Source organism: Kitasatospora sp. NE20-6 (assembly GCF_045862635.1).
Genome location: NZ_BPRL01000006.1, coordinates 111980 through 135258 on the forward strand (window position 1 = coordinate 111980; position 23279 = coordinate 135258).

Below are 23279 nucleotides of genomic sequence, written 5' to 3' on the forward strand. Positions count from 1 at the left end.
CTCATCGTCCCCCTATAGGACGGTCGTGGCGGACGACCTACATTGAGGGGAACTGCCCGAAAGGCCACTCATGCGCATCCCCCTCACCGCCGGTCCGCAGACGCCCGCCGACCACCGGGTCGGCGGGCGGCTCGCGGCCCTCGGCCGTGCCTGCCACCGCCACCGCCGCTGGGTCCTCGCCTTCTGGGCGCTCGTCCTCGCCGCGGGCGTGCTGATCGGCGGACGCGTCTTCGAGAGCACGGTGGCCGGTGGCGGGACGGGCGGCTCCGAGGCGGCCCGCGGCACGGCGGTGGTGCAGGCCGCGGACCCGGTGAAGGGCACGGTGACGGCCGTGGTCGACGGGGCGCCGGTGACGGACCCCGCCGTCCGTGCCGCGGTCACCGCCGCGGCGGCCGACCTCGCGCAGCTGCCCGGCGTCGCCTCCGTCGCCGACACGTACTCCGCGGGTGCGTCGATGGCCTCCACCGACGGCGACGCGAGCCTGGTGGCCGTCCGGATGACCGACGCCTCCACCACCGCCCAGCTGCACACCGTCACCGACCGCCTCGCGCAGATCGACGCCGACGGTGCGCACGTCACGGTCGGCGGCGACCTCGTGCTGCAGGAGGAGGTCAAGCAGCAGACCGAGCGGGACACCCGTTTCGGTGAAATCGTCACGCTGCCGCTGACGCTGATCGTCATGGTGCTGGTCTTCGGCGGCCTCGCCGCCGCCGGACTGCCCGGCATCGGCGCGATCGCCTCGGTCGGCGGGGCGCTGCTCGCGATGTTCGGCTTCAGCCGGCTGATGGACATCGACACCAGCGTGCTGCCCATCGCCACCGTGCTGGGCCTGGGCCTCTCCATCGACTACGCGCTGCTGATGGTCAACCGCTTCCGGGAGGAGCGCGGCCACGGCGCCACCATCGCCCAGGCCGTCGAACGCACCTCCGCCACCGCGGGCCGCACCGTGGCCTTCTCCGGGCTGACCGTCGCGGTGGCCCTGTCGGGCCTCTTCGTCTTCACCAGCCCGGTCTTCCGGGCCGTCGCCGTCGCCGGGGTCAGCGTCGTCGTCATCTCGGTCGCGGCCGCGCTGACCCTTGTGCCCGCCCTGCTCGGCTTCGTCGGCCGCCGCATCAAGGCGCCCGCCGAGCCCGTCCCGGACGAGGGCTTCTTCTCCCGCACCGTGCGCCGGGTGCAGCGCCGGGCGATACCCGTGGCCGTGGTGTCCGTCGCCCTCCTGGTCGCGGCCGGCGCACCCTTCCTCACCGCGCACCCCCGCAGCTCGGGCGCCGAGGTGCTGCCGAAGTCCTTCGCCGCCCGGCAGGTCGCCGAGACCGTCGCGGAGCGCTTCCCCCAGCAGGCCGCCGCCCCGGTCACCGTCGTCGTCGCGGGCGACCAGCGGGCCGCCCGGGCGTACGCCGACACGGTCGTCGAGAAGATCCCCGGCGTCGCCTCGGTCCGGGCGGTCACCCCGGTCGGCGACGACCTGACCGGCATCGACGTGCTGGTCGAGGGCGACCCCCAGGGATCCCGGGCCAAGGCGGTGGTCGACGGGCTGCGGGCCGACCGCGGCGGCCTCACCACGTACGTCACCGGCGACGCCGCCTCGGTGGTCGACTTCCAGCACGAGATCTCCAGCCGCGGGCCGTGGGCGCTCGGCCTGGTCGCGGCGGGCACGCTGCTGCTGCTCTTCCTGATGACCGGCTCGGTGGTGATGCCGGTCAAGGCCCTGCTCATGAACGTGCTGTCGCTCGGCGCCTCGCTCGGCGCGCTCACCATGATCTTCCAGCACGGCTGGTTCAGCGGGCTGCTCGGCTTCACCCCCGCGGGCGGGCTGGAGACCTTCGTGCCCGTGCTGGTCTTCGCCTTCGCGTTCGGCCTGTCGATGGACTACGAGGTCTTCCTGCTCTCCCGGATCAAGGAGCTGTACGACCAGGGCCACGGCTGCACCCGCTCGGTGCAGCTGGGCCTGCAGCGCAGCGGGCGGATCATCACCTCGGCCGCCCTGCTGATGGTGATCGTCTTCGCCGGGTTCGCGGCCGGCCAGATGCTCATGGTGAAGCAGATGGGCATCGCGTTGGCCGTGGCCGTCGCGGTGGACGCCACCCTGGTGCGGTGCCTGCTGGTGCCGGCCACGATGAGCCTGTTCGGCGAGTTCAACTGGTGGGCCCCGGCGCCGCTGCGCCGCCTGCACCGCAGGTTCGGCCTGAGCGAGCACGTCGCGCTGCCGCCGCTCGGCGCCAGGGCGGCACTGCCGGTGCAGCGCACCGACGCCGAGGAGCTCGCGGCCGTCAGCGGTTGACGCACGCGTTGCCGAAGCCGGGGGCGAGCCCGGCGGCGACGTCCAGCGGGCCGCAGGCGGCGGCCGGCCCGGCGGTGCCGAGCAGCAGGCCGCACACGGCGGCGGCGAGGGCGAGGGCGGTGCGGACGGGGGTCATGGCGGGGCGTCCCTTCGGATGCGCGGAGCTGGGCGGCCTGCCCAACGCGCGGCCGGCCCGCCCGGCATGCGCCCGGACGGGTGACGGCGCCCCCGGGGCGCGTCCGCTCAGGCGAGACGGCGCAGCAGCGGCACGGCGTCGCGCAGCAGCCGCTGTTCGGCGGGGGTGAGCCGCTCGGCGAGCGCCGTGGCGATCTCGCCCTCGCGGCGGGCGCGCTGCGCCTGCAGGGCCTCGGTGCCGGCGGGGGTGGCGGTGAGCACCGTCTTGCGGCCGTCGGTGGGGTGGGGGCTGGTGGTGACCAGGCCCGCCGCGGTGAGGAGGGAGACGGTGCGGGCCATCGACTGGTGGCGTACGCGCAGGAGCGCCGCGAGCTCGCTGGTGGTGTGGGGGCCCTCGCGGACCAGGACACCGAGGACGGCGGCCTGGTTCTGCGGCAGTTCGTCGCCGGGGCGCAGCGAGCGGACCAGCGTGCCGATCGCGGTGCGCAGTTCGGCGGCCAGTTCCAGCGGGTCGACCTCGTCCATGCCGATGATGGTAGCGGATCGGCCTCCAGCCAGACTGTACAGTCTTGCTGTAGTGTTTTCCTCATGCGACTGACCAAGCTCGGGCACGCCTGTGTCCGCATCGAGCACCAGGACACCACCGTCGTCATCGACCCCGGCCTGTTCACCGAGGCCGACGCCACGTCCGGGGCGGATGCCGTCCTCATCACCCACGAACACATGGACCACTTCGCCGAGGACCGGCTGCGCGCCGCCGTCGCCGCCGACCCCGGGCTGCGGATCTGGACCAACCGCGCCGTCGCCGCGCAGCTCGACGGCATCGGCGCGCACGTCACCGTGGTCGGCGAGGGCGACGCCTTCGACATCGACGGCCTCGGTGTCAGCGTCCACGGCGAGTGGCACGCCGTCATCCACCCCGACATCCCGCGGGTCGGCAACATCGGCTTCCTGCTCGACGGCCGGCTGTTCCACCCCGGCGACGCGCTCACCCTGCCGCCGCACCCCGTCGAGACGCTGCTGCTGCCGATCGCGGGCCCCTGGTCCAAGGTGTCGGAGCTGATCGACTACGTCCGCGAGGCCGGCCCCGGCCGCGCGCTCGCCATCCACGAGGCCGTCCTGAGCGAGGCCGGGCAGGCGGTGCACGGCCGGCTCCTCGGCGAGGGCGGCCCCGGCACCGGCGCGCCCTTCACCCAGCTCGCCGCGGGCGGGCAGCTCGACCTCGGCTGACCCGGCCTCGGCTGACCCGACCTCGGCCGAGCGGCACCGCCGCCCGGGGCGGGGGGCCTCCGGGGCCTCCGTCCCGGGCGGTAGCCTGACCGCATGCTGAGGATCGGACTGACCGGCGGGATCGGCGCGGGCAAGAGCGAGGTGTCGCGGCAGCTCGCCGCGCTGGGAGCCGTGATCGTCGACTCCGACGTCATCGCACGCGAGGTCGTGGCCCCCGGCACCGACGGGCTCCGGGCCGTCGCCGCCGAGTTCGGCCCCGGGGTGCTGCAGGCCGACGGCTCGCTGGACCGCCCCGCCCTCGGCCGCCTGGTCTTCGCGGACGCCGGACGGCTCGCCGCCCTCAACGCGATCGTCCACCCGCTGGTGCGTGCCCGCTCCGCCGAGCTGGAGGCCGCGGCCGGACCGCAGGACGTCGTGGTGCACGACGTGCCGCTGCTCGCCGAGAACGGCCTCGGCCACCTCTACGAGCGGGTGATCGTCGTCGACGCCCCGGACGGCGTCCGGCTCGACCGCCTCGTCCGGCTGCGCGGCATGGCCGAGGAGGAGGCGCGGGCCCGGATGGCCGCGCAGGCCACCCGTGAGGCCCGGCTCGCCGTCGCCGACCTCGTCATCGACAACAGCGGCCCGCTCGACGGCCTCACCGACCGCGTCCACGCGGTCTGGGAGCAGCTGCAGGGCCTGCGGACCGGCTGAGCGCCGGCCCGCGGCCCCGCGCGCGGATCAGGCCTTGCGGCCGACGCCCGCCCAGATCGCCACCTCGGCGTCGGTCGGCTCCGGCGCCGTGTCCGGACGCCACTGCGGCGCCGTGACCAGGCCCGGCTCCAGCAGCTCCAGCCCGTCGAAGAAGCGCAGCACCTCCGCGTGGCTGCGCATGCTCAGCTGTGCGGTCGCGCTGCGGTAGATCGCCGGACCCTTGGCGGCCTGCGCCGCGGTCGAGTGGTCGGCGGTGGCGTGCGAGATCGCCAGGTGGCTGCCGGACGGCAGCGCGTCGACCAGGGTGCGCACGATGCCGTACGGGTCGTCCGCGTCGTCGACGAAGTGCAGCACCGCGAACAGCAGCAGCGCCACCGGCCGCCCCAGGTCGAGGAGTTCACGCACCTGCGGGTCGGCGAGGATCGCCTTCGGGTCGCGCAGGTCGGCCTGCGTCACCGTCACCGTGCCCTGGCCCGCGCCGGACAGCAGGGCCCGGCTGTGCACCAGCACGATCGGGTCGTTGTCCACGTACGCGACCCGGGCGTCGGGTGCCACCTGCTGGGCCGTCTCGTGGGTGTTGCCGGCCGTCGGGATGCCGGTGCCGATGTCGAGGAACTGCCGTGCGCCCTGTTCGGTCAGGTGCCGGACCGCCCGCTGCAGGAAGGCCCGGTTGGCCCGTGCGCTGATCCGCACCAGCGGGCTGATCTCGACGACCTGCTCGGCCGCGGCGCGGTCGGCCGGGAAGTTGTCCTTGCCGCCCAGGTAGTAGTCGTACATCCGGGCCGGGTGCGGGACCTCCGGGCGGAGGTCGACCGGCGTGTGCGGCTCGCCGTCACCCGACATCCACTCCAGCGATATCTCCTGATGGTCGGTCATGTCCGCACTCCCTGGGGCTGGTCGGGTCTCACCCCGGCAGCATAGACGGGCCGCGGGGCCCGCCCGCGGCGAAGGTCGGTACGTCCCGATCATGACGGTCCGTCCGCCGGCGCGCCGGCCGGTCCGTCCGCCGGGCCCTTCGTGAGCAGGTAGCGCGCGCCCGGGCCCGCCGCGGCGGCGCGGTCGCCCGCGTTGTAGAGCCCGCAGTGCGCCAGCGAGAGGCAGCCGCAGCCGATGCACCCGGCCAGTTTCTGCTTGAGCAGCTGGAGTTCGGTGATCTGCCGGTTGATCCTGTCCTGCCAGGTGGCGGCCACCGCGCCCCACTCGGCGGTGCTCGGGGCGCGGTCCTCGGGCAGTCGGCCCAGGGCGGTGCCCGCCTCCTCCAGGGACAGGCCGACACGCTGCGCGGCCCGGACGAAGGCGATGCGGCGCAGCGTCGTCCGGGCGTAGCGGCGCTGGTTGCCGGCGGTGCGCTCGGCGTGGATCAGGCCGAGGCGCTCGTAGTAGCGCAGCGCGGAGGCGGCCAGACCGCTGCGTGCGGCGAGCTGCCCGATGGTCAGCAGGTCGTGGCGGGTCGGTCCCATGGCGGCGACGATACCGGCCTGACCTGAAGCCGACTTCAGCATGCAGGCCTTCCCGGCACCTGGTGCCGGATCGCCGCCTTCCTGCGGTGACCCGGTGCACCGGGTGGGGGGCCTATCCGAGGCCGACGGCCTGCCGCAGCCAGTCGGTGAAGAGCACCGCGTCGACGTCGGCCGGGGTCCGGAGCTTGACGGAGGCCATCTCCCGGGCGTTCGCGGCCAGCCGCCCGGACGGGTCGGTGACGGCCTGGCCGCGCCACAGGCCGAAGGTCACGTACGTGTCGTACGCCTTGAGGTGGCAGACGGGGGAGACACCGGGCTTCGGGCCGAGGCTCCACACGGGGTGGCCGTGCCAGACCGCGCCCCTGCCGGGCAGCACGGCCTCGATGATCGGAAGCAGTGCGTCGGCGGTTCCGCGCCGGGCCTCCGGCAGGGAGGCGAGGTAGGCGTCGACGGTGGCGAAGGCGGGCATGACGGGTTCCTTCCGGGGGTGCGTACGGGCGGTGTGCGGCGGTGCGCGGTGGTGCAGGGCAGGCGGTGCGGGGCTGGTCAGGCGGTGCGGCGGTACAGGCCGCCGGCGGTCGCCGAGACCGCGGCCATCGCGGCGGTCACGCCCACCGCGAGCGTGAGCGAGCCCGCCCGGCAGCCGGCCATCGCCCAGGCGTTGCCGAGGACGATCGCCGCCGCGGCGGCCCGGGAGCCGAGGGCGGCGCGGCGGGCGCCCGCCCGGGCGTGGTGCCGGGCGAGGACGAGGCAGGCCGCCGCCAGCGCGGCGAACGCCACCGAGCCCGCCGCCATGTGCAGCGCGCCGTGCCACGAGATCGCGGCCGGCGGCCCGGCCGGGGTGCCGACGGGGAAGCCGTCCGCCGGGTCCATCCGGAAGAACGCGGCAGCCGCCGTGCCGAGGCCCGCCACCAGGACGAGCCGGGGCGCCCAGGTGCCGCCGGGGGTGCCGCGCAGCGCCCGGCGCAGTCCGGACGCGCCGACGGCGAGGAGGGCGCCGGTGAGCAGGAAGGAGGCGCCCTGGATCCAGCCGAGCGGCCCGGTGGCGAGGGCGCTGAGCGGGTGGCGGGTGGGGTCGAAGCCGCTCCGGGTCAGCACCTGGGCCAGTGACACGAGCGTCCACAGCGGGGTGGCGAGGGCGGCCGCCGCGAGCAGCGGGCGGGCCGGCGGGGCGGTGAGCACGGTGACGGTGGTGGTGGCGGTGGTGGTGGTCATCGGGGTTCCTCTCGTCGTGGCGGGCTTTCCACCCCTGCGTCGTCCGGCCGATGTGACAGGGAACGCCACCCGCCGAACGGTGGCGTTCCCTGTCACATGGCCTCGTTCGACGCCAGGGCAGAGACCCACCACGAACGGAGCGAGAACGATGCGATTCCTTCTGACGAGCATCAGCGAGGGCAAGGCCGACGAGGCGCTGTACGCGGAGATGGGCCGGTTCATCGAGGAGCTGACCGCCGCCGGGGTGCTGCTGGCCACGGGCGGCATGGAGGTGGAGGGCAGCCTGATCACGTCGAAGGGCGGCGAGATCACCGTCGTCGACGGGCCGTTCACCGAGGCCAGGGAGGTGGCCGGCGGCTTCGCCCTGATCGAGGTCCGCTCGCGGGAGGAGGCCCTGGAGCTCTCCCGCCGCTTCTTCCGGATCGTCGGCGACGCCGAGGGCCGGATGCAGCAGATCTTCGGCTGACGCCCCGGCCCGACCGGCCGCAGCACCGCCCCCGGCTTGCACGACGGCCGGGGGCGGTGCTGTGATCCTGCTGTGACGGCCCCGGACGCCCACCGCGCGATCGACGCGGTCTGGAAGCTCGAGTCCGCGCGGATCGTCGCCGGACTCACCAGGATGGTCCGCGACGTCGGCCTCGCCGAGGAGCTCGCCCAGGACGCCCTGGTGGCAGCCCTCGAACAGTGGCCCGAGCGCGGCGTCCCCGACAACCCCGGCGCCTGGCTGACGACCGCCGCCAGACGCCGCGCCGTCGACCACCTGCGGCGCACCGAGCGGCTGGGGCGCAAGCACGAGCAGATCGCGCACGCCCTGGAGCAGCAGGGCCCCGAAGGGGCGCCGGGCGGGGACGACGACGTCCTGCGGCTGATGTTCGTCTCCTGCCACCCGGTGCTGCCGGCCGAGCAGCGCGCGGCGCTCACCCTGCGGCTGCTCGGCGGACTCACCACCGAGGAGATCGCCCGGGCGTTCCTGCTGACCGTCCCGGCCGCGGCGCAGCGCATCGCCCGGGCCAAACGCACCCTCGCCGCGGCGGACGTCCCCTTCGACCTCCCCGCCGGGCCGGAGCTCGCCGCCCGGCTGGCCTCGGTGCTGGAGGTGATCTACCTGATCTTCAACGAGGGCTACGCGGCGACCTCCGGCGACGACCTGATGCGGCCCTCGCTCTGCCTGGAGGCCCTGCGGCTCGGCCGGGTGCTGGCCGAGCTGGCGCCGCAGCACGCCGAGGTGCACGGCCTGGCCGCCCTGATGGAGATCCAGGCCTCCCGCGCCGCCGCACGGACCGGCCCCGACGGCGAGCCGGTGCAGCTCCACGAGCAGAACCGCGGCCGCTGGGACCAGCTCCTCGTACGCCGCGGCTTCGCCGCGATGCTGCGCGCCAGGGAGGCGGGCGGCCCACCCGGCCCGTACGTCCTGCAGGCCGCGATCGCCGTCTGCCACGCGCAGGCCCGGACGGCCGGCGACACCGACTGGCAGCAGATCGCCGTGCTCTACGACGCCCTCGCCCGGCTCCTGCCGTCCCCCGTCGTGCAGCTCAACCGGGCGGTGGCCCTGGGCATGGCCCGTGGCCCGCAGGCCGGGCTCGACCTCGCCGACACGCTGACCGGCGACCCGGCGTTCCGCGACTACCACCCGCTCTCCGCGGTCCGCGGTGACCTCCTGGCCCGGCTGGGGCGGCACGACGAGGCCCGGACGGAGTTCGCCCGCGCCGCCGCCCTCACCCGCAACGCCCCCGAGCGGGCCTTCCTGCTCCGCCGCGCCGCCGCCCTGCCCGCCGGTCCGCCCGCCGGCACCACGCTGGGGGCGGCGGCCCGGGCCTTCCTGGCCCGCGACGACCTCGACCCGGCGACGCTCCGCTCCTACGGCCAGACGCTGCGCCGGCTCTGCCTCGACCTCGGTGCGGACACCCCGCTGGCCGCGGTCGGTGCCGACGCGGTCGCCCGGACGGCCGTCCTCGCGTGGGGCGGCACCGCGGCCCGGACCTGGAACCGCCACCGGGCGGCCGTCCGGTCGTTCGCCGCGTGGGCCGCGATCGCCGAGCCGTCCGCCGCCCACCCGTTCGCCGCCCACCCGTTCGCCGCCCACCCGTTCGCCGCCCACCCGTCCACCGCCGGCCTCGCCGCCGGGCTGGAGCGCCGTGCCGAGGACCGCACGCGCCGCCCGCCGGTCGCCGCCGCGCAGGTGCGGGCGCTGTGGGAGCTGCCCGGGACCGCCCTGCGCGAGCAGGCGCTGTGGCGGCTCCTGCACGAGTCGGGCGCCTCCGCCGCGCAGGCCCTCGCGCTGGACGTCGACGACCTCGCCCCGGACGCGTGCGGCACCCGGCTGCCCGGTGCGGACGGTGCGGACGGTGCCGTCCGGCTCACCTGGGGGCCCGCGGCGGCCGGGCTGCTGGCGCTGCTCGTCGCCGGCCGCACCCGCGGACCGGTGTTCCTGGCCGACCGCCGCCCCGCACCGGCCCGGCGGCCGGCGCCCGCAGACCTCTGCCCGGAGACGGGCCGCGGCCGGCTCTCCTACGAGCGCGCCGAGTACCTCTTCAAGCGGGCCACCCGGCCGCTCGACCCGGCGGGCGAGGGCTGGACCCTCCACCGGCTGAGCCGCTCCGGCCGCTGACGCCCCCACCGTCGGCGCCCCCACCGCCGACGCTCCACCGCCGCTGACGCCCCCTCACCGCAGGGGCCCGGCCCGGCCGGCGCCCGTGCGGTGCCGGTCGGCCGCCCGGCGCCTCTGGTACCTTCGCGGACGAAAGGGGCCCCGATGACCGCGCACCACCTCCACCCGCCGCTGGACGTCCGATGGATCCACGGCTCGCCGTCGGCGAAGCACAACACCGACCCGGACATCCAGGTGTTCGCCCACGACCCGCACACGGTGATCCTGCGGCAGAACAAGGCGGTCGACTACGAGGCGCCGTTCCTCTTCCTCCTCTTCGGCGAGGAGCGGGCCGTCCTGATCGACACCGGCGCGACCGCCCAGGCCGCGTACTTCCCGCTGCGCCGCACCGTCGACGGCCTCGTCGAGCAGTGGCTGGCCGCCCACCCGCGCGAGGACTACCGGCTGCTCGTCCTGCACTCGCACGGCCACGGCGACCACACCGCCGGCGACGCGCAGTTCGCCGACCGTCCCGGCACCGAGCTCGTGCCCGCGGGGGAGACGCTCGCGTGGTTCGGCTTCCGCGGGGAGGAGGCGCGCCCGCTCGACCTCGGCGGCCGCGTGCTGGAGTGCCTGGCCACGCCGGGCCACCACCCGGGCGCCGTCACGTACTTCGACCCGCGCACGGGCTTCCTGCTCACCGGCGACACCGTCTACCCGGGCCGCCTGTACGTCGACGACTGGGCGGCCTTCACCCGCACCGCGGAGCGTCTCGCGGCCTTCGCGGACACCCGCCCCGTCACCCACGTGCTGGGCTGCCACATCGAGATGACCGGCGAGCCGGGCGTCGACCACCCGGTGCGCACCACCTACCAGCCCGACGAGCCGCCGCTCGAACTCGCCGTCGCCGACCTGCACGACCTGGTGGCGGCCTGCCGCGAGATCGGCGACCGCCCCGGCCGGCACCCGTACCCGCGCTTCGTCGTCTGCAAGCCCGGCTGACGCCGCGCCCGCCGGCCCGCCCGTCACCGCCGCGGGCGCGCGCACGGGACGGATCCGCCTGCGCGCGCGCCCGCGGGCCATGGTGCTGTGCGTGGCCGGGTGCTTGAATGGAACGACACGTGGAACCCTCCGAATTGAGGTCGGAGGGTTCCACTGTCCCGGCCTACACGAACCGCGACACCAGGTCGGCCACGGTGACCAGGATGTCGATCGCGGTCAGCACGAGGCCGACCGTCAACCACCGGTGTTCCCGGCGGGCGTACGGGCTGCTCGACATCTCTCCTTCCTCCCTCCCGTGCCTGCCCGCGGACGACGCGGGCACCCGGTCCTTCCGGGCTGTCCCCAGACTGGCCGGGGGACGGTTCCCCGGCCAGCCGCTGCGGAGACTTCCTCGGGGAACGGACCGGGGAACGGACCGGGGAACGGACAGGGGAGCGGCCGGAGAGCCGGCGGGCCGTCAGGCCTCCGCCCCGTCCGTCGGGGAGGGGAGCCGCAGCCGGACGTCGGCCGGCTGCTCCGGGTTCTGCCAGACCGTCCAGTCGGAGCCCGCCGCGGCCCGGCGGAACAGGTCCGTCGTGGACACACCGGACAGCTTGTACGCCGGGGCCACGACCTTGACGCCCGCCACCACCTGCGCCAGCTTCAGCCCGTCCGGGCCCGCCGCGGCGGCCCGCACGACCGGGCTCCCGCCCACGGCGCCGAGGACCGCCCCCACCGCGCCGACCACGTCGTCGACGTCATGGCCCGTCACCTCCGCCAGCGACCGGCACAGGTCGGGGACGACCTGCGGGGGGAGGTGTCCCGCGGACGGCGTGACCGCCGCGACCTCCCCGTGCAGCTCGATGCGGTCGGGGTGCCGGAAGGTGAACCCCGCGCCGGACAGCGACCGCAGCACCTCCCGGGTCCGCACCCCGTAGTCCGCGGCCCGGTATCCGGCCGGGTCGCGGCGGAGCACGTTCTCCAGCTTGGCGATGTCCGCCGACGCGACCCCCTCGGCGCGCAGCACCCCGACGGCCTCCAGCACCCGGGTGCGCAGCCCGGCGAGGCCGAGCGGCAGGGCGATGACATGGTCGGCGCACCCGCGGAAGTCCGCCGGGCCCGCGGAGCAGACGATGAGCACCCGGCCGGTCCGGTGCAGCGGTTCGGCGAGCGGCAGGTGCGTCTCCTGCCCGGCGACGACCGCCACCGTCAGCAGGTCGGGCTGCCCCGCGAGGGCCTCGAACACCTCGGCGGCGAGCACCTGGCCCGCGGTGCCCGCCCCCGCCCGGGGGACGTGGCGCATCCGGAAGCCGTGCTCGCCGAAGTCCTCGGCGATGCTCCTGGCCTCCGGGTCCGAACAGTCGGCCAGGACGACGCGGTGCGCGACGCCACTCGCCATGCACATCTGCTCGGCGGCCAGCTGGAGCCGCTCCAGCAGGTCGGCGGCGTCACGGGTCCGCTGTTCGACGCCCACGAGGTGGTGCGCGTCGACGAACACTCCCAGGCTGAAGCGGGGCATCAGACGGTCTCCTCGACGGTACGGTCCGCCCGGTGGGCGGCGGGGATCGCGGGTGGCGGTGCCACGGTCATCCCGGCGACCAGGCGGTTGAGTTCGGTGCGCCCCAGGACGGGCGGCGCGGCGGTGAGGAGTTCCAGAAGGCGGTGCCCCCCGCGGGAGGCCTCGTGGCCGCGCAGGTCGGCGCGGCCGTCGTCGAGCTCCTCCCAGGCGGCCTCGTCGTCCCAGCGGTCCCCGTCCCATCCGTCGGCCTCCGCGGCCGGGTCGTCCCCGGGGCCGTCCGCGGCATGGAGCCCGGACAGCAGCGCGAGGAGGTCGGGCCCGCGGTCCTGCTCCTCGGGGCCGGTGAGGCGGGCGATCCGTGCCGCCGCCTCCAGCAGGATCGTGGGCTGCACGACGACCGGGTTGGGCCGGTCGGAGCGGATCTCGGCGATCCGCACCCCGTCGGTCGTGCCCGCGCAGGCGAGCACGATGTCCGCACGTCCGCGGGCCCGTTCGAGGTCGCCCACGCGGAACTCGTCGGTGTGCACGGCCATCCGGGCGGACAGCTCCGGCGTGAGCCGGCTGCGCAGCACGATCGTGCCGTCCTCGCCGTCCTCCACGTCCAGGCCGAACGAGGTCAGGATGCGCGTCGCCTGCCGCGGCGTGTGCTCGCCGTCGCGGCGCGACAGCTGGTCGAGCGCGTCCTCCAGGGTGTACCCGTCGGTGCCCGGCAGCAGCGACTGCCGCAGCTCGGGCGGCAGCCGCAGCCCGCGCCGCCGCCGCTGGTCGATCTTGTCCAGCTCCCCGCGGACCTGGGCCCGTTCGGCGTCGGTGAGCGCGAACTGCGCCAGCTCCCGGGCCAGGGCGCGGTCCCGTGGCGGCGTCGCGGGCCGGCGCATGTAGCGGTCGACCATCTCGGCGTGGCTGTCGAAGCGGTACTCCGGGTTCGCCCGCAGCAGCGGGATCAGGCCGACGATGCGCTCCCGGTGGGTCGCCCGCAGGAACAGCCGGGCCAGCGGCACCAGCACCGGCGGCACGCCGAACTCCACGCTCTCCGCCAGCGCCTCGAACCGCCGGAAGTCCGTCCCCTGCGGGCGGACCCCGGTGAGCTCGCGCACCGCGTCGAAGAGGTAGCTGGTGTTCCCGCCGAGCGAACGCACGTCGGCGGAGTGGATGTTGACGGTGCGCTCGCCCCGACGCGATTTGATCTTGAGGTTCTCCTGCACGGCCGTCTCGATCAGCGCCAGCGGGCAGCCCTCCTTCCAGAGCAGCAGCACGCAGGCGCGCAGCAGCGCGTTGATCTTCTCCGGCCCCGGGTCCGGCGCCGGGCCGTCCACGAGCTGCCGCAGCTCGTCGGCGACGGCCCCCCGGCCCAGCAGGTCGCGGTCCGGCAGGGCGTCGACGAAGTTCGCGCTGCGCAGCAGGCGGGCGTGCACGGCCCGGTCCCCGGGAGGAGCCGCGAACACGCGGGCGAGATCCATGGCGTTGTGCCGCTGCGCCTGCTCGGCCGGGTCGTCGTCGAGCTGCGGCACTATGGAGATCCAGTTCGTGGTCTCCCGGACGTGGCGCGACCGGGTGGCCAGCCAGAGCAGCGACAGGTCGCCGGCGCCCTCCGCGCCCGCCCGCATCAGCTGCTCCACGGTCGCCGAGTCCTCGAACGGCAGCCCGGACGCGGCGACCGCCCGGCCGAGGCCGGTGACCATGAGGTGCTCACCCCCCGCGCCCCCGTCCTCCGCACCCCCGCCCCCTGCGCCCCCGCCCTCCGGGCCCCCGCCGTCGTCGACCGCCGTGATGAGGTCGTAGCTCTCCAGCCGTCCGACGACGGCCGCGGGGTCGGGCGGCGGCACGTCGGTGACCGCGCCGAGCGAGGCGCCGTAGAAGGCCAGGGTCTGCTCCTGGAGTGCGCTGCGCCGCAGCGGCACGCCCTCGCGCACCGCCCAGTGCAGCAGCTGCGTGGAGAACCAGGTCTCGTCGACGCGGGAGGAGATCGCCGCGCCGGGGGAGGTGTAGCCGATGTAGTGCCGGAAGACGGCGTCCACGTCGATGAGGGCCCGCAGGGCGCGGTCGATGTCGGGCTCGCTGTCGACGGTGGGCGGTACGAGTTCCGCGAGGCCGACGAGCTCGGTCTCCTCGAACTCGACGCGGTGCTTCGTCGGCCGCTTCTCCGGCACCACCAGGTAGCCGTAGCCGCGGGGGCTCACCCCGATGCCGAGGCGGCCCGCCCGGCCGAGCCGCTGGGCCACCGTGTCGCGGTTGAGCACCTGGCTCTTGCCGTTGCCGGTCGGGGTGGTGACGGAGGCGACGACGACCGCGTCGGCGGGCAGGTTGATCCCGAGCTTGAGCGTGTCGGTGGCGAAGAGCAGCCGGATGACGCCGTCCCGGAAGGCGGTCTCCACCTCCACCCGCATGTCCTGCTCCAGCCGGGCGGAGTGGTAGCCGACGCCGGTGCGCAGGGACCGGGCCACGGAGTCGCGCAGCGCCTTGTGCGGGAAGCGCAGGAGCGTGCGGTTGCGCTGCTGCGCGGTCTCCTCGTCGAGGCTGCTGAAGCGGCCGAGGAAGGGGTTGGAGTCCGGGTCGACCTGGCGCATGCCGGGGTCGCGGTCCAGGAGGGTCTGGGCCATCCGGGTGAGCTTCTGCGCGTCCTCGCGCGAGCCGACGAAGCACAGCACGCTGTGCACGTCGCCGTTGTGGACGGCGGCGCTGCCCTTGAGGAGCGACACGGCCAGGGCGAGGGCGCGCCGGTAGGCGCCGACGGCCTGCAACTGGCGCTTGAGGTCCGGGTCGCGTTCCCACTGCCGCAGCAGCGTGCTGAGGTGCTGTTCCCGGCGGAGCTCCTGGAGTTCGGCGGTCCGGACCCGTGCCTGCTGCTCGTCGCAGACCGCGAGGTCGAGGGGCACGGGACGGCGGCTGCTGCTGATGACCGCGGACGGCTCGATCTGCAGCCACCGCCGGACGTCCTCGGCGGCCTGCTCGGTGAGGGTGGCGGACAGCCCGATCATCGGGATCTTGTACTGCGCGCGGATCGAGGTCATCAGCATCTCCAGCCGGGGCCCGCGCTGCGGGTCCGCCAGGTTCTGCAGCTCGTCGACGATCACGATGTCGCAGCCGTCGAGCGTCATCCCGCCGGCGAGCAGTCCCGCCAGTTTCTCGGGGATGATGACGGCGATGTCGAACTCCCGGCGGGCGATCGCCTCGTCGTTCTGGGCGTGGTCCCGCGAGCCCGGCAGGATGCGCCAGTCCCGGTACGGGGTGTCCTCCAGGAAGTCGCGCCATTCGGCGACGGCCTGGTTCACCAGGGCCTTGGTGGGCAGCAGCACGATCGCCCGGCCGTGTCGGCGCTGCGCCCGCGTGATGGCGTGGCAGACGGCGATCCGGCCGATCCGGCTCTTCCCGCTGGAGGTGGGGCCGAGCACCAGCATCGACTCGCCCTTGGCGATGCAGCCGCGCAGCCGGGGCAGGGCGGCGGCGAGCAGGTCGGTGTAGCCGTCCTCGTCGATGCCGAGGCTGTCGACCACCTCGGGCGGGTACTCCTGGCGCTTGCGCTTGAGCCCTTCGGCGTCGCGCCGGATGCGCCGGGCGATGGAGGTGGGGAGCAGCTGGTCGACGAGGTCGGCGTCCTCGGCGGCGCCGACCCGCAGGTACGGCCGCATGGCGTCGTCGAGCACCCGGGTCAGGGTCTGCAGCCCGCGGGCGCACGTCGGCGGGTAGTCGTCGGGCTTGGCGAGGCCGTGCCGCCAGAGGCGGTCGCGCATGGTGCGCTCGTACGACTTGGTGGTGATCTGGTTGCGGAAGAGCGAGGCCCACCGCCGTGCGGCCTTGGTGAACTGTCCGGGGCTCGCGAGGGCGCAGTTCCAGGCCTGGACGGCTTCGCGGGCCTGCTGGCTCTGCGGGGCGGGCAGGTCGGCGAACTCGGAGAGCAGGGCCTCCTCGTCCTCCGCCAGACGGCGCACCGCGGCCACGACCAGCTGGTGGAGCCTGCGCCCGGTGTCCTCCAGGGAGGCGGTGTGGAAGTGCATCGGGTCGGCGAGCTCCTGGTAGACGCGCAGGTGCGGGTCGCCGAGTTTCGGGAAGAGCGACTCCAGGCTGTCGTCGGTGTGCCGGAGGACGGTGTCCATGACCTCGGCGTAGCAGGACCACCGGCGGATCCACTCGGTGTCCCGCGGGAAGAGGGCCCGTGCGGTGCCCGACCTGCCGTCCCGGCCGAGCGGGATGTCGGCCCACTGCTCGTTCTCGTACCACTCCGTGCTCAAGGCTGCCCCCAGGTGTGCGGTTCCGGCCGGCCGGAAGTGCGCGGTCCCGACCGGTCCCGGCGCTTCTCCGTGCAGCAGGCTGCCGCGGGGAATCCTCCCCGGCCAGGTGCGGCACACACCGGCGCGGGGGAATCGGCCGGGGAGCACGACGGAGCACGACGGAGGGGCGGACCGGGCCGGGCGGGAACGCCGGCATGGGGGAAGGGTAGGCCGGTGGCGCCCGCCCGCGGGCGGAACGGGTCACCGTGCAACCCGTTCGTGACGGAACGTCAGATCGACTGCCGGCCGGGCGTGCTCACTCCACCCGCACGACCGCCGTGGACTCCGCCGCCAGGTGCAGCGCCCCGTCGGAGGCCGGCCAGGCGTCGCCGAACAGCGCGAGCGTCGCCGCGTACGGCCGGTCGAGCGGGACGCGCCGCGGGCCGTCCGTGCCCAGGTGCACGACGACCCGGTACGGGCCGCGGTGCACCACCAGCCACTGCTGCGCTGCGTCGTGCCCGACCCGGACGGCGCCGAGGTCGGGCCCGGTGAGCCCGGGGTGCTCCCGGCGCAGCCGGATCAGCCGCCGGTACCAGTCGAGGACGGCGGCGTGCGGCTCCCGGGTGCGCTCGGACCAGTCCAGCACCGAGGCCAGCACCGTGGCCCGCGCCTGCGGGTCCGGGACGTCGTCCGGCTGCCAGCCGTGCGCGCCGAACTCCCGGCGCCGGCCCTGCCGGACGGCCTCGGCGAGCGCCGGGTCCTGGTGGTCGGTGAAGTACTGCCAGGGCGTGCCCGCCGCCCACTCCTCGCCCATGAACAGCATCGGCGTGAACGGCGAGGTCAGCACGAGCGCCGCCCCCGCGGCCAGCCGCCCGGGGGAGAGCGACGCGGACAGCCGGTCGCCCCGCGCCCGGTTGCCGATCTGGTCGTGGGTCTGCGCGTAGCCGAGCAGCCGGTGGCCGTACGCCGGGGGGAACGGCCGCCCGTGCGCGCGCCCCCGGAACGACGACCGGCTGCCGTCGTGGAAGAAGCCCCGGGTCAGCGCCTTGGCGCAGGCCGCGTACGGGTCGGCGGCGAAGTCGGCGTAGTAGCCGCCGGACTCGCCGGTCAGCAGGGTGTGCAGCGCGTGGTGGAAGTCGTCGCTCCACTGCGCGGTCAGGCCGAGCCCGCCGGCCTGCACCGGGTTGGTGGTGCGCGGGTCGTTGAGGTCCGACTCGCCGATGAGGAACAGCGGGCGGCCGGTGGCCGCGGCCAGCTGCGCCACCTCGTCGGAGAGCTCCTCCAGGAAGTGCCGGGCCCGGTCGTCGGCCAGGGCGTGCACGGCGTCCAGGCGCAGCCCGTCGATCCGGTAGTCGCGCAGCCAGGCGAGCGCACTGCCGATCAGGTAGCGCCGCACCTCGTCGGAGCCGGGCGCGTCGAGGTTGACCGCGGCGCCCCACGGCGTGTGGTGCCGGTCGGTGAAGTACGGGCCGTACACCGGAAGGTAGTTGCCGGACGGCCCGAGGTGGTTGTGCACGACGTCCAGCACCACGCCCAGCCCCCGGCGGTGGGCCGCGTCGACGAACCGCTTCAGCCCGTCCGGGCCGCCGTACGGCTCGTGCACCGCCCACGGCGACACCCCGTCGTAGCCCCAGCCGTACCGGCCGGGGAACGGGCAGACCGGCATCAGCTCGACCAGGTCGACCCCGAGGTCGACGAGGTGGTCGAGGTGCTGCGCCGCGGCGTCGAACGTCCCCGCCGGGGTGAAGGTGCCCACGTGCAGCTCGTACAGCACGCTGCCGGGCAGGGCCCGGCCGTGCCACGGCGTGTCGGACCAGGCGAACGCCGCGTGGTCGACCGCGCGGCTGAGCCCGTCCGGTCCGTCCGGCTGCCGCGGGGAGCGCGGATCGGGCAGGGCCCGGCCGCCGTCCAGGCGGAAGCCGTAGTCGCCCGCCGGCGCGGCGCCGTGCCACCAGCCGTCCGTGCCGTCGCCCTCCCGCACCATCGGGTAGGACGTGCCGGCGACCTCCACCTCGACCAGGTCCGCGTCGGGCGCCCACACCCGGTACGTCGTCATCGGTCCTCCGTCAGCAGCGCCACCGGCAGCCGCTCCAGCAGCCACGACACGGGCAGCCGCCCGCCCTCGTAGTGGCGCTGCGTCAGCTCGTCCGTCCACCGGCCCTCCGGCAGTTCCAGCACCGTGTCCCCCCAGCCCCCGGCCCGCTGCAGACCGTACGGCAGCCGGGTCGCCACCGCCAGCACGCCCGGGCCGCGCCCGAACGCCAGCAGGTGCGCGGCGGCCGGCCCGTCCGCCGCCACCGGCCGGTAGGCGCCCAGCTCGCGCGTGCGGCGCAGGTGCAGGGCCGTCGTCGTCAGGTGCAGCTTCTCCCGGGCGAGGTCGCCGCCGCGCTCGGCGGGCGAGTCGGTCAGCCGCACCGCGAGGGCGCCCAGGTCGACCGGCGCCCGGTTGTCCGGGTCGACCAGCGTGTACAGCGGCTCCTCGCTGCCCTGGTAGAGGTCCGGCACGCCCGGCACCGTCAGGTGCAGCAGCGCCGCGGCGAGGCTGTTGCTGCGCGCGTACGGGGCGAGGAGCTGCCCGAACCCGGCGATCCGCGGACACAGCCCGGCGTTGCCGAACACCCCTCGGACGTACGCCGTCAGGGTCCGCTCGAACGCCTCGTCGGGCTGCGTCCACGAGGTGCGCACCTTCGCCTCGCGCACGGACTTCAGCACCACCTGCACGAGGCGTTCCTCGTCGATCGGCCAGGCGGCGACCATCGTCTCCCACAGCAGCCAGGCGGTGGCACGGTCCGGGCAGGGCCCGGCGGCGGTCGTCCAGGCCGCGCACTCCGCGGCCCACGCCTCCGGCAGCTCGGCGAGGACGGCCAGCCGGGCGCGGGCGTCGGCGCTGCGCTTGGTGTCGTGGGTGGAGAGCACGGTCATCCCGGCGGGCCAGTCGCGCTCCTGCGCGGCGCACCAGCGGTGGAACGCCGCCGGGCTCAGCCCCGGCCGGCCCGGGTCGCCGCCGACCTCGTTGAGACCCACCAGGGCGTTCCACCGGTAGAAGGCGGTGTCCTCGACGCCCTTCGCGGCGACCGCGGACGTGGTCTGGGCGAACCGCCGGCAGAACTCGTCCTTCTCGGTGCTGCGCCCGAGCCGGCCGAGCGCGAGGTCGCGCAGCAGCCGGTCCGCCCCGCGCGGGTCGGCCCCGGCGGGCCCGGCGAGGTGCTCGACCGCCTCCGGCGGGGGGTCCTCGCCGGGCACCACGTACGGCCGGTAGACGGGGTGGCCGGTGAGCAGGCCGCGGAGCGCGTCCCGCAGGTCGGGCAGCCGGTGGTCGGCGAGACCGGGCTCGGCGGCGCAGATCCGCCGGACGATCCGGAGCAGCCGGTCGACCTCGGCGGCGAGCTCGCCGTGCGGGCCGGTCAGCTCGGCGCGTCCGCGCAGCGCCGCCTCGGCGGCCGAGGTGCGGTCGGCGACGTCCCGCTGGTAGGAGGCGATCAGCCGCTCCGCACCGGCGTGGTCGGTGAGCACCCCGTCGATCCGGCGCAGCGCGTCGTAGCCGGTGGTGCCCGCGCACGGCCAGTCGGCGGGCAGCCGCTCGTCGCCGGTGAGGATCTTCTCGACGACGGTGTACGCGCCGCCGGTGGCGTCGGCGAGGTGCCGCAGGTAGCCGCGCGGGTCGGCGAGGCCGTCGGGGTGGTCGACGCGGAAGCCGTCCAGCACGCCCTCGCCGTGCAGGCGCAGCAGCACCGCGTGGGTGGCCCGGAAGACCTCGGGCACCTCGACCCGCACCGCGATCAGGTCGTTGATGGCGAAGAAGCGGCGGTAGTTCAGCTCGCTGCTGGCCAGCCGCCACCAGGCGAGGCGGTACCACTGGCGGTCGAGGAGGGCGGGCAGGGGGAGGTTCTCGGTGCCGGGCCGCAGCGGGAACGCGTGGTCGTGGTAGCGGAGCACGTCCTTGTCGACGGTCAGCTGGCCGAGGACGCTGCCGAGCCGGTCGCCGAGCAGCGGCAGGATCAGCCGGCCGCGGCCGGGTTCGCCGACCGGGCCGGGCTGCGCCGTCCAGTCGATGTCGAACCAGTCCGCGTACCGGGAGCCGGGGCCGTCCCGCAGGACGTGCCACAGCGGCTGGTTGAGCTGCTCGGGCACCGGCAGGGCCATGTGGTTGGGCACCACGTCGGCGATCAGGTGCAGCCCGTGCCGGTGCGCCTCGGCGGCCAGCGATCTGAGGGCGTCCTCCCCGCCGAGCTGCTCGCTGATGCGGCTGTGGTCGACCGTGTCGTAGCCGTGCGTGGAGCCGGGGGCGGCCTGCAGCAGCGGCGACAGGTGCACGTGCGAGACGCCGAGCGCGGCCAGGTAGGGCACCGCGCGCTCGGCGTCGTGCAGGGTGAAGCCCGGCTGGAGCTGGAGCCGGTAGCTGGCCGTCGGTGGGTGTGCGGCGGCGGAGGTCATGCGGTGATGCCTACCCGCGCCGGGGGCCGGCTATCGCCGGGGTGGCACGAATGGCCCACCGCGGCCCCTGCCGGGCCCCGGTCAGGCCGGCCGCTGCAGCACCATCAGCGACCGGTCCTCCAGCCAGAGGACGTCGCCGGCCTTGACCCGGGTGCCGGTGCCGCGGGCCGGCAGGACCGGCCGGCTGGTGTCGACGGCGACCTGCCAGGCGTCGCCGTGGTCGGCGGGCACGGTGAACTCCAGCGGCGCGGAGTGCGCGTTGAACATCAGGAGGAACGAGTCGTCGACGATCTTGCCGCCGCGCCGGTCCGGCTCGGAGATGGCGTGGCCGTTGAGGAAGACCGTGAGCGACTTCGCGTAGCTGGTCGACCAGTCCTGGCCGGTCATCTCCTCGCCGCCGGGGGTGAACCAGGCGATGTCCGTGAGGTCGTCGTGGGTGCCGGAGACCGGGCGGCCGTGGAAGAAGCGGCGGCGGCGGAAGACCGGGTGGTCGCGGCGGAGCCAGATCATGCCCTGGGTGAACTCCAGCAGCTGCGCGGCGTCGCCGCCGGAGGGCCACTCCACCCAGGTCAGCTCGTTGTCCTGGCAGTAGGCGTTGTTGTTGCCCTGCTGGGTGCGGCCGAACTCGTCGCCGTGCGCGAGCATCGGCACGCCCTGGGAGAGCATCAGGGTGGCGATGAAGTTGCGCTGCTGGCGGGCGCGCAGCTCCAGCACGCCGGCGTCGTCGGTGTCGCCCTCGGCGCCGCAGTTCCACGAGCGGTTGTGGGACTCGCCGTCGCGGTTCTGCTCGTGGTTGGCGGCGTTGTGCTTCTCGTTGTAGGAGACGAGGTCGCGCAGGGTGAAGCCGTCGTGGCAGGTGACGAAGTTGATGGACGCGATCGGGCGGCGGCCGTCGTCCTGGTAGAGGTCGGAGGAGCCGGTGAGGCGGGAGCCGAACTCGGCGAGCGTGGCGTTCTCGCCGCGCCACAGGTCGCGGACGGTGTCGCGGTACATGCCGTTCCACTCCGTCCACAGCGGCGGGAAGTTGCCGACCTGGTAGCCGCCCTCGCCGAGGTCCCAGGGCTCGGCGATCAGCTTGGCCTGGGAGACGACCGGGTCCTGCTGGACGAGGTCGAAGAACGACGACAGCCGGTCGACCTCGTGGAACTGCCGGGCGAGGGTGGCGGCGAGGTCGAAGCGGAAGCCGTCGACGTGCATCTCGGTGACCCAGTACCGCAGCGAGTCCATGATCATCTGCAGTACGTGCGGGCTGCGCATCAGCAGGCTGTTGCCCGTGCCGGTGGTGTCCTCGTAGAACCGGCGGTCCTTCGCCAGCCGGTAGTACGAGGCGTTGTCCAGGCCGCGGAACGACAGCGTCGGACCCAGGTGGTTGCCCTCGGCGGTGTGGTTGTAGACCACGTCGAGGATCACCTCGATGCCCGCCGCGTGCAGCGCCTTCACCATCGACTTGAACTCCTGCACCTGCTGCCCGCGGTCACCCGTCGAGGAGTAGGAGGAGTGCGGGGCGAAGTACCCGACGGTGTTGTAGCCCCAGTAGTTCGACAGCCCCAGGTCGCGCAGCCGGTGGTCGCGCACGAACTGGTGCACCGGCATCAGCTCGATCGCCGTGACGCCCAGCTTCGCCAGGTGCTCGATCAGCGCCGGGTGCGCCAGCGCCGCGTACGTGCCGCGGATCTCCTCCGGGATCTCCGGGTGCAGCCGGGTCAGGCCCTTCACGTGCGCCTCGTACAGCACCGTGCGGTGGTAGTCGGTGCGCGGCGGCCGGTCGGTGCCCCAGTCGAAGTACGGGTTGATCACCACCGAGTGCATGGTGTGCGGCGCCGAGTCCAGGTCGTTGCGCCGCTCCGGAGCGCCGAAGTGGTAGCCGTACACCGACTCGTCCCAGTCGATGTCGCCGCTCATCGCCTTCGCGTACGGGTCGAGCAGCAGCTTCGCACTGTTGTGCCGCTGGCCCAGACCCGGATTGTGCGGGCCGTGCACCCGGAAACCGTACCGTTGGCCGGGCTGCACGCCTGGCAGGTAGGCGTGCCGCACGAAGGCGTCCGTCTCGCGGAGCTCGATCGCCGTCTCGGAGCCGTCCTCGTCGAGCAGGCACAGCTCGATCCGGTCGGCACCCTCGGAGAACACCGCGAAGTTGGTGCCGGCCCCGTCGTACGTGGCGCCGAGCGGGTACGGCTGCCCTGGCCAGACCTGCATGAGACCTCAATTTCCTTGCTGCGTGGGGGAACTGGCGCTCCCTCGGATCTGCCCGGTGGGGTGCCGGGGCATGTGCGGACCGTCCGTACCGTGACGCACGGCACATGCGCATACTCCCCAACGCCCGGCCGCCGACCGAGCCCATTCACCCGTTGTTCGCCCGAACGGGTGTCCGTGGCGCGAAAACCCGGCGCTCGCCCGTGTCGCCTGCCACCCCCGGAACTGTTGTGCCGTCAACGGGCTGCGTCCCGCCGGGAGCGGGCAGTACCCTTGATCGTCCGGCGCCGCGCACCGCCGGTTCCATGCGGGCGCAGGCGCTGCCGGGACCGCCATGGCCGAG

Annotated in this window: 17 protein-coding genes; 6 read left to right on the forward strand and 11 right to left on the reverse strand. The window is 74.9% G+C overall.

What is annotated here, in order from left to right:
• Nucleotides 1–70 precede the first annotated feature (70 nt).
• Complete coding sequence (locus SNE206_RS07495) at nucleotides 71–2281, forward strand: MMPL family transporter (RefSeq protein ID WP_407912573.1); 2211 nt, start codon at nucleotides 71–73, stop codon at nucleotides 2279–2281.
• Here SNE206_RS07495 and SNE206_RS07500 read toward each other — a convergent pair.
• Both SNE206_RS07500 and SNE206_RS07505 read right to left on the reverse strand, forming a co-directional pair.
• Nucleotides 2271–2417 carry a hypothetical protein gene (locus SNE206_RS07500; protein ID WP_407912574.1) on the reverse strand — a complete coding sequence of 49 codons (147 nt, stop codon included), beginning with the start codon at nucleotides 2415–2417 and terminating at the stop codon, nucleotides 2271–2273. The two genes, SNE206_RS07495 and SNE206_RS07500, sit on opposite strands and share 11 nt — an antisense overlap.
• Nucleotides 2418–2524: 107 nt before the next feature.
• On the reverse strand, nucleotides 2525–2941 hold the full coding sequence (locus tag SNE206_RS07505) for a MarR family winged helix-turn-helix transcriptional regulator (RefSeq protein WP_407912575.1): 417 nt from the start codon (nucleotides 2939–2941) through the stop codon (nucleotides 2525–2527).
• 63 nt (nucleotides 2942–3004) lie between these two features.
• Between SNE206_RS07505 and SNE206_RS07510 the strand changes: the two genes are divergently transcribed.
• On the forward strand, nucleotides 3005–3646 hold the full coding sequence (locus SNE206_RS07510) for an MBL fold metallo-hydrolase (RefSeq protein WP_407912576.1): 642 nt from the start codon (nucleotides 3005–3007) through the stop codon (nucleotides 3644–3646).
• 93 nt (nucleotides 3647–3739) lie between these two features.
• The gene (gene coaE, locus SNE206_RS07515) at nucleotides 3740–4339 is read left to right on the forward strand and encodes a dephospho-CoA kinase (RefSeq protein WP_407912577.1); all 600 of its coding nucleotides are present in this window, start codon (nucleotides 3740–3742) and stop codon (nucleotides 4337–4339) included.
• A gap of 27 nt (nucleotides 4340–4366) precedes the next feature.
• Here the strand turns inward: coaE and SNE206_RS07520 are convergent, their stop codons facing one another.
• The 4 genes from SNE206_RS07520 to SNE206_RS07535 all read right to left on the reverse strand — a co-directional run bounded on the left by SNE206_RS07520 (nucleotide 4367) and on the right by SNE206_RS07535 (nucleotide 7014).
• A complete protein-coding gene (locus SNE206_RS07520) occupies nucleotides 4367–5215 on the reverse strand; it encodes an SAM-dependent methyltransferase (protein WP_407912578.1) in 849 nt (282 codons plus the stop codon).
• An 89-nt stretch (nucleotides 5216–5304) separates the two neighbouring features.
• Entirely contained in the window at nucleotides 5305–5799 is a 495-nt protein-coding gene (soxR, locus tag SNE206_RS07525; RefSeq protein ID WP_407912579.1) for a redox-sensitive transcriptional activator SoxR, read from the reverse strand.
• A gap of 112 nt (nucleotides 5800–5911) precedes the next feature.
• Entirely contained in the window at nucleotides 5912–6268 is a 357-nt protein-coding gene (locus SNE206_RS07530; protein WP_407912580.1) for a DUF1801 domain-containing protein, read from the reverse strand.
• A 77-nt stretch (nucleotides 6269–6345) separates the two neighbouring features.
• Nucleotides 6346–7014 carry a DUF998 domain-containing protein gene (locus SNE206_RS07535; RefSeq protein WP_407912581.1) on the reverse strand — a complete coding sequence of 223 codons (669 nt, stop codon included), beginning with the start codon at nucleotides 7012–7014 and terminating at the stop codon, nucleotides 6346–6348.
• A gap of 148 nt (nucleotides 7015–7162) precedes the next feature.
• Between SNE206_RS07535 and SNE206_RS07540 the strand changes: the two genes are divergently transcribed.
• The 3 genes from SNE206_RS07540 (at nucleotide 7163) to SNE206_RS07550 (ending at nucleotide 10603) form a co-directional block, all read left to right on the forward strand.
• Nucleotides 7163–7480 (forward strand): YciI family protein, encoded by a 318-nt coding sequence (locus SNE206_RS07540; RefSeq protein WP_407912582.1) that lies wholly within the window; start codon nucleotides 7163–7165, stop codon nucleotides 7478–7480.
• A gap of 72 nt (nucleotides 7481–7552) precedes the next feature.
• Nucleotides 7553–9622 (forward strand): DUF6596 domain-containing protein, encoded by a 2070-nt coding sequence (locus SNE206_RS07545; RefSeq protein ID WP_407912583.1) that lies wholly within the window; start codon nucleotides 7553–7555, stop codon nucleotides 9620–9622.
• Between the two features lie 144 nt (nucleotides 9623–9766).
• Nucleotides 9767–10603: an MBL fold metallo-hydrolase gene (locus SNE206_RS07550; protein ID WP_407912584.1), complete on the forward strand. Its 837-nt coding sequence runs from the start codon at nucleotides 9767–9769 to the stop codon at nucleotides 10601–10603.
• A 457-nt stretch (nucleotides 10604–11060) separates the two neighbouring features.
• Here the strand turns inward: SNE206_RS07550 and SNE206_RS07555 are convergent, their stop codons facing one another.
• The 5 genes from SNE206_RS07555 to glgX all read right to left on the reverse strand — a co-directional run bounded on the left by SNE206_RS07555 (nucleotide 11061) and on the right by glgX (nucleotide 22939).
• The gene (locus SNE206_RS07555; protein WP_407912585.1) at nucleotides 11061–12101 is read right to left on the reverse strand and encodes a hypothetical protein; all 1041 of its coding nucleotides are present in this window, start codon (nucleotides 12099–12101) and stop codon (nucleotides 11061–11063) included.
• Nucleotides 12101–16330 (reverse strand): DEAD/DEAH box helicase, encoded by a 4230-nt coding sequence (locus SNE206_RS07560; RefSeq protein ID WP_407912586.1) that lies wholly within the window; start codon nucleotides 16328–16330, stop codon nucleotides 12101–12103. Before SNE206_RS07560 ends, SNE206_RS07555 begins: the two co-directional genes overlap by 1 nt.
• A 295-nt stretch (nucleotides 16331–16625) precedes the next feature.
• On the reverse strand, nucleotides 16626–18365 hold the full coding sequence (gene treZ, locus SNE206_RS07565) for a malto-oligosyltrehalose trehalohydrolase (RefSeq protein ID WP_407912587.1): 1740 nt from the start codon (nucleotides 18363–18365) through the stop codon (nucleotides 16626–16628).
• Nucleotides 18362–20743: a malto-oligosyltrehalose synthase gene (treY, locus tag SNE206_RS07570; RefSeq protein WP_407912588.1), complete on the reverse strand. Its 2382-nt coding sequence runs from the start codon at nucleotides 20741–20743 to the stop codon at nucleotides 18362–18364. The genes treZ and treY overlap by 4 nt, the downstream gene beginning before the upstream one ends.
• Before the next feature lie 81 nt (nucleotides 20744–20824).
• Complete coding sequence (gene glgX, locus SNE206_RS07575; protein ID WP_407912589.1) at nucleotides 20825–22939, reverse strand: glycogen debranching protein GlgX; 2115 nt, start codon at nucleotides 22937–22939, stop codon at nucleotides 20825–20827.
• Nucleotides 22940–23279 lie beyond the last annotated feature (340 nt).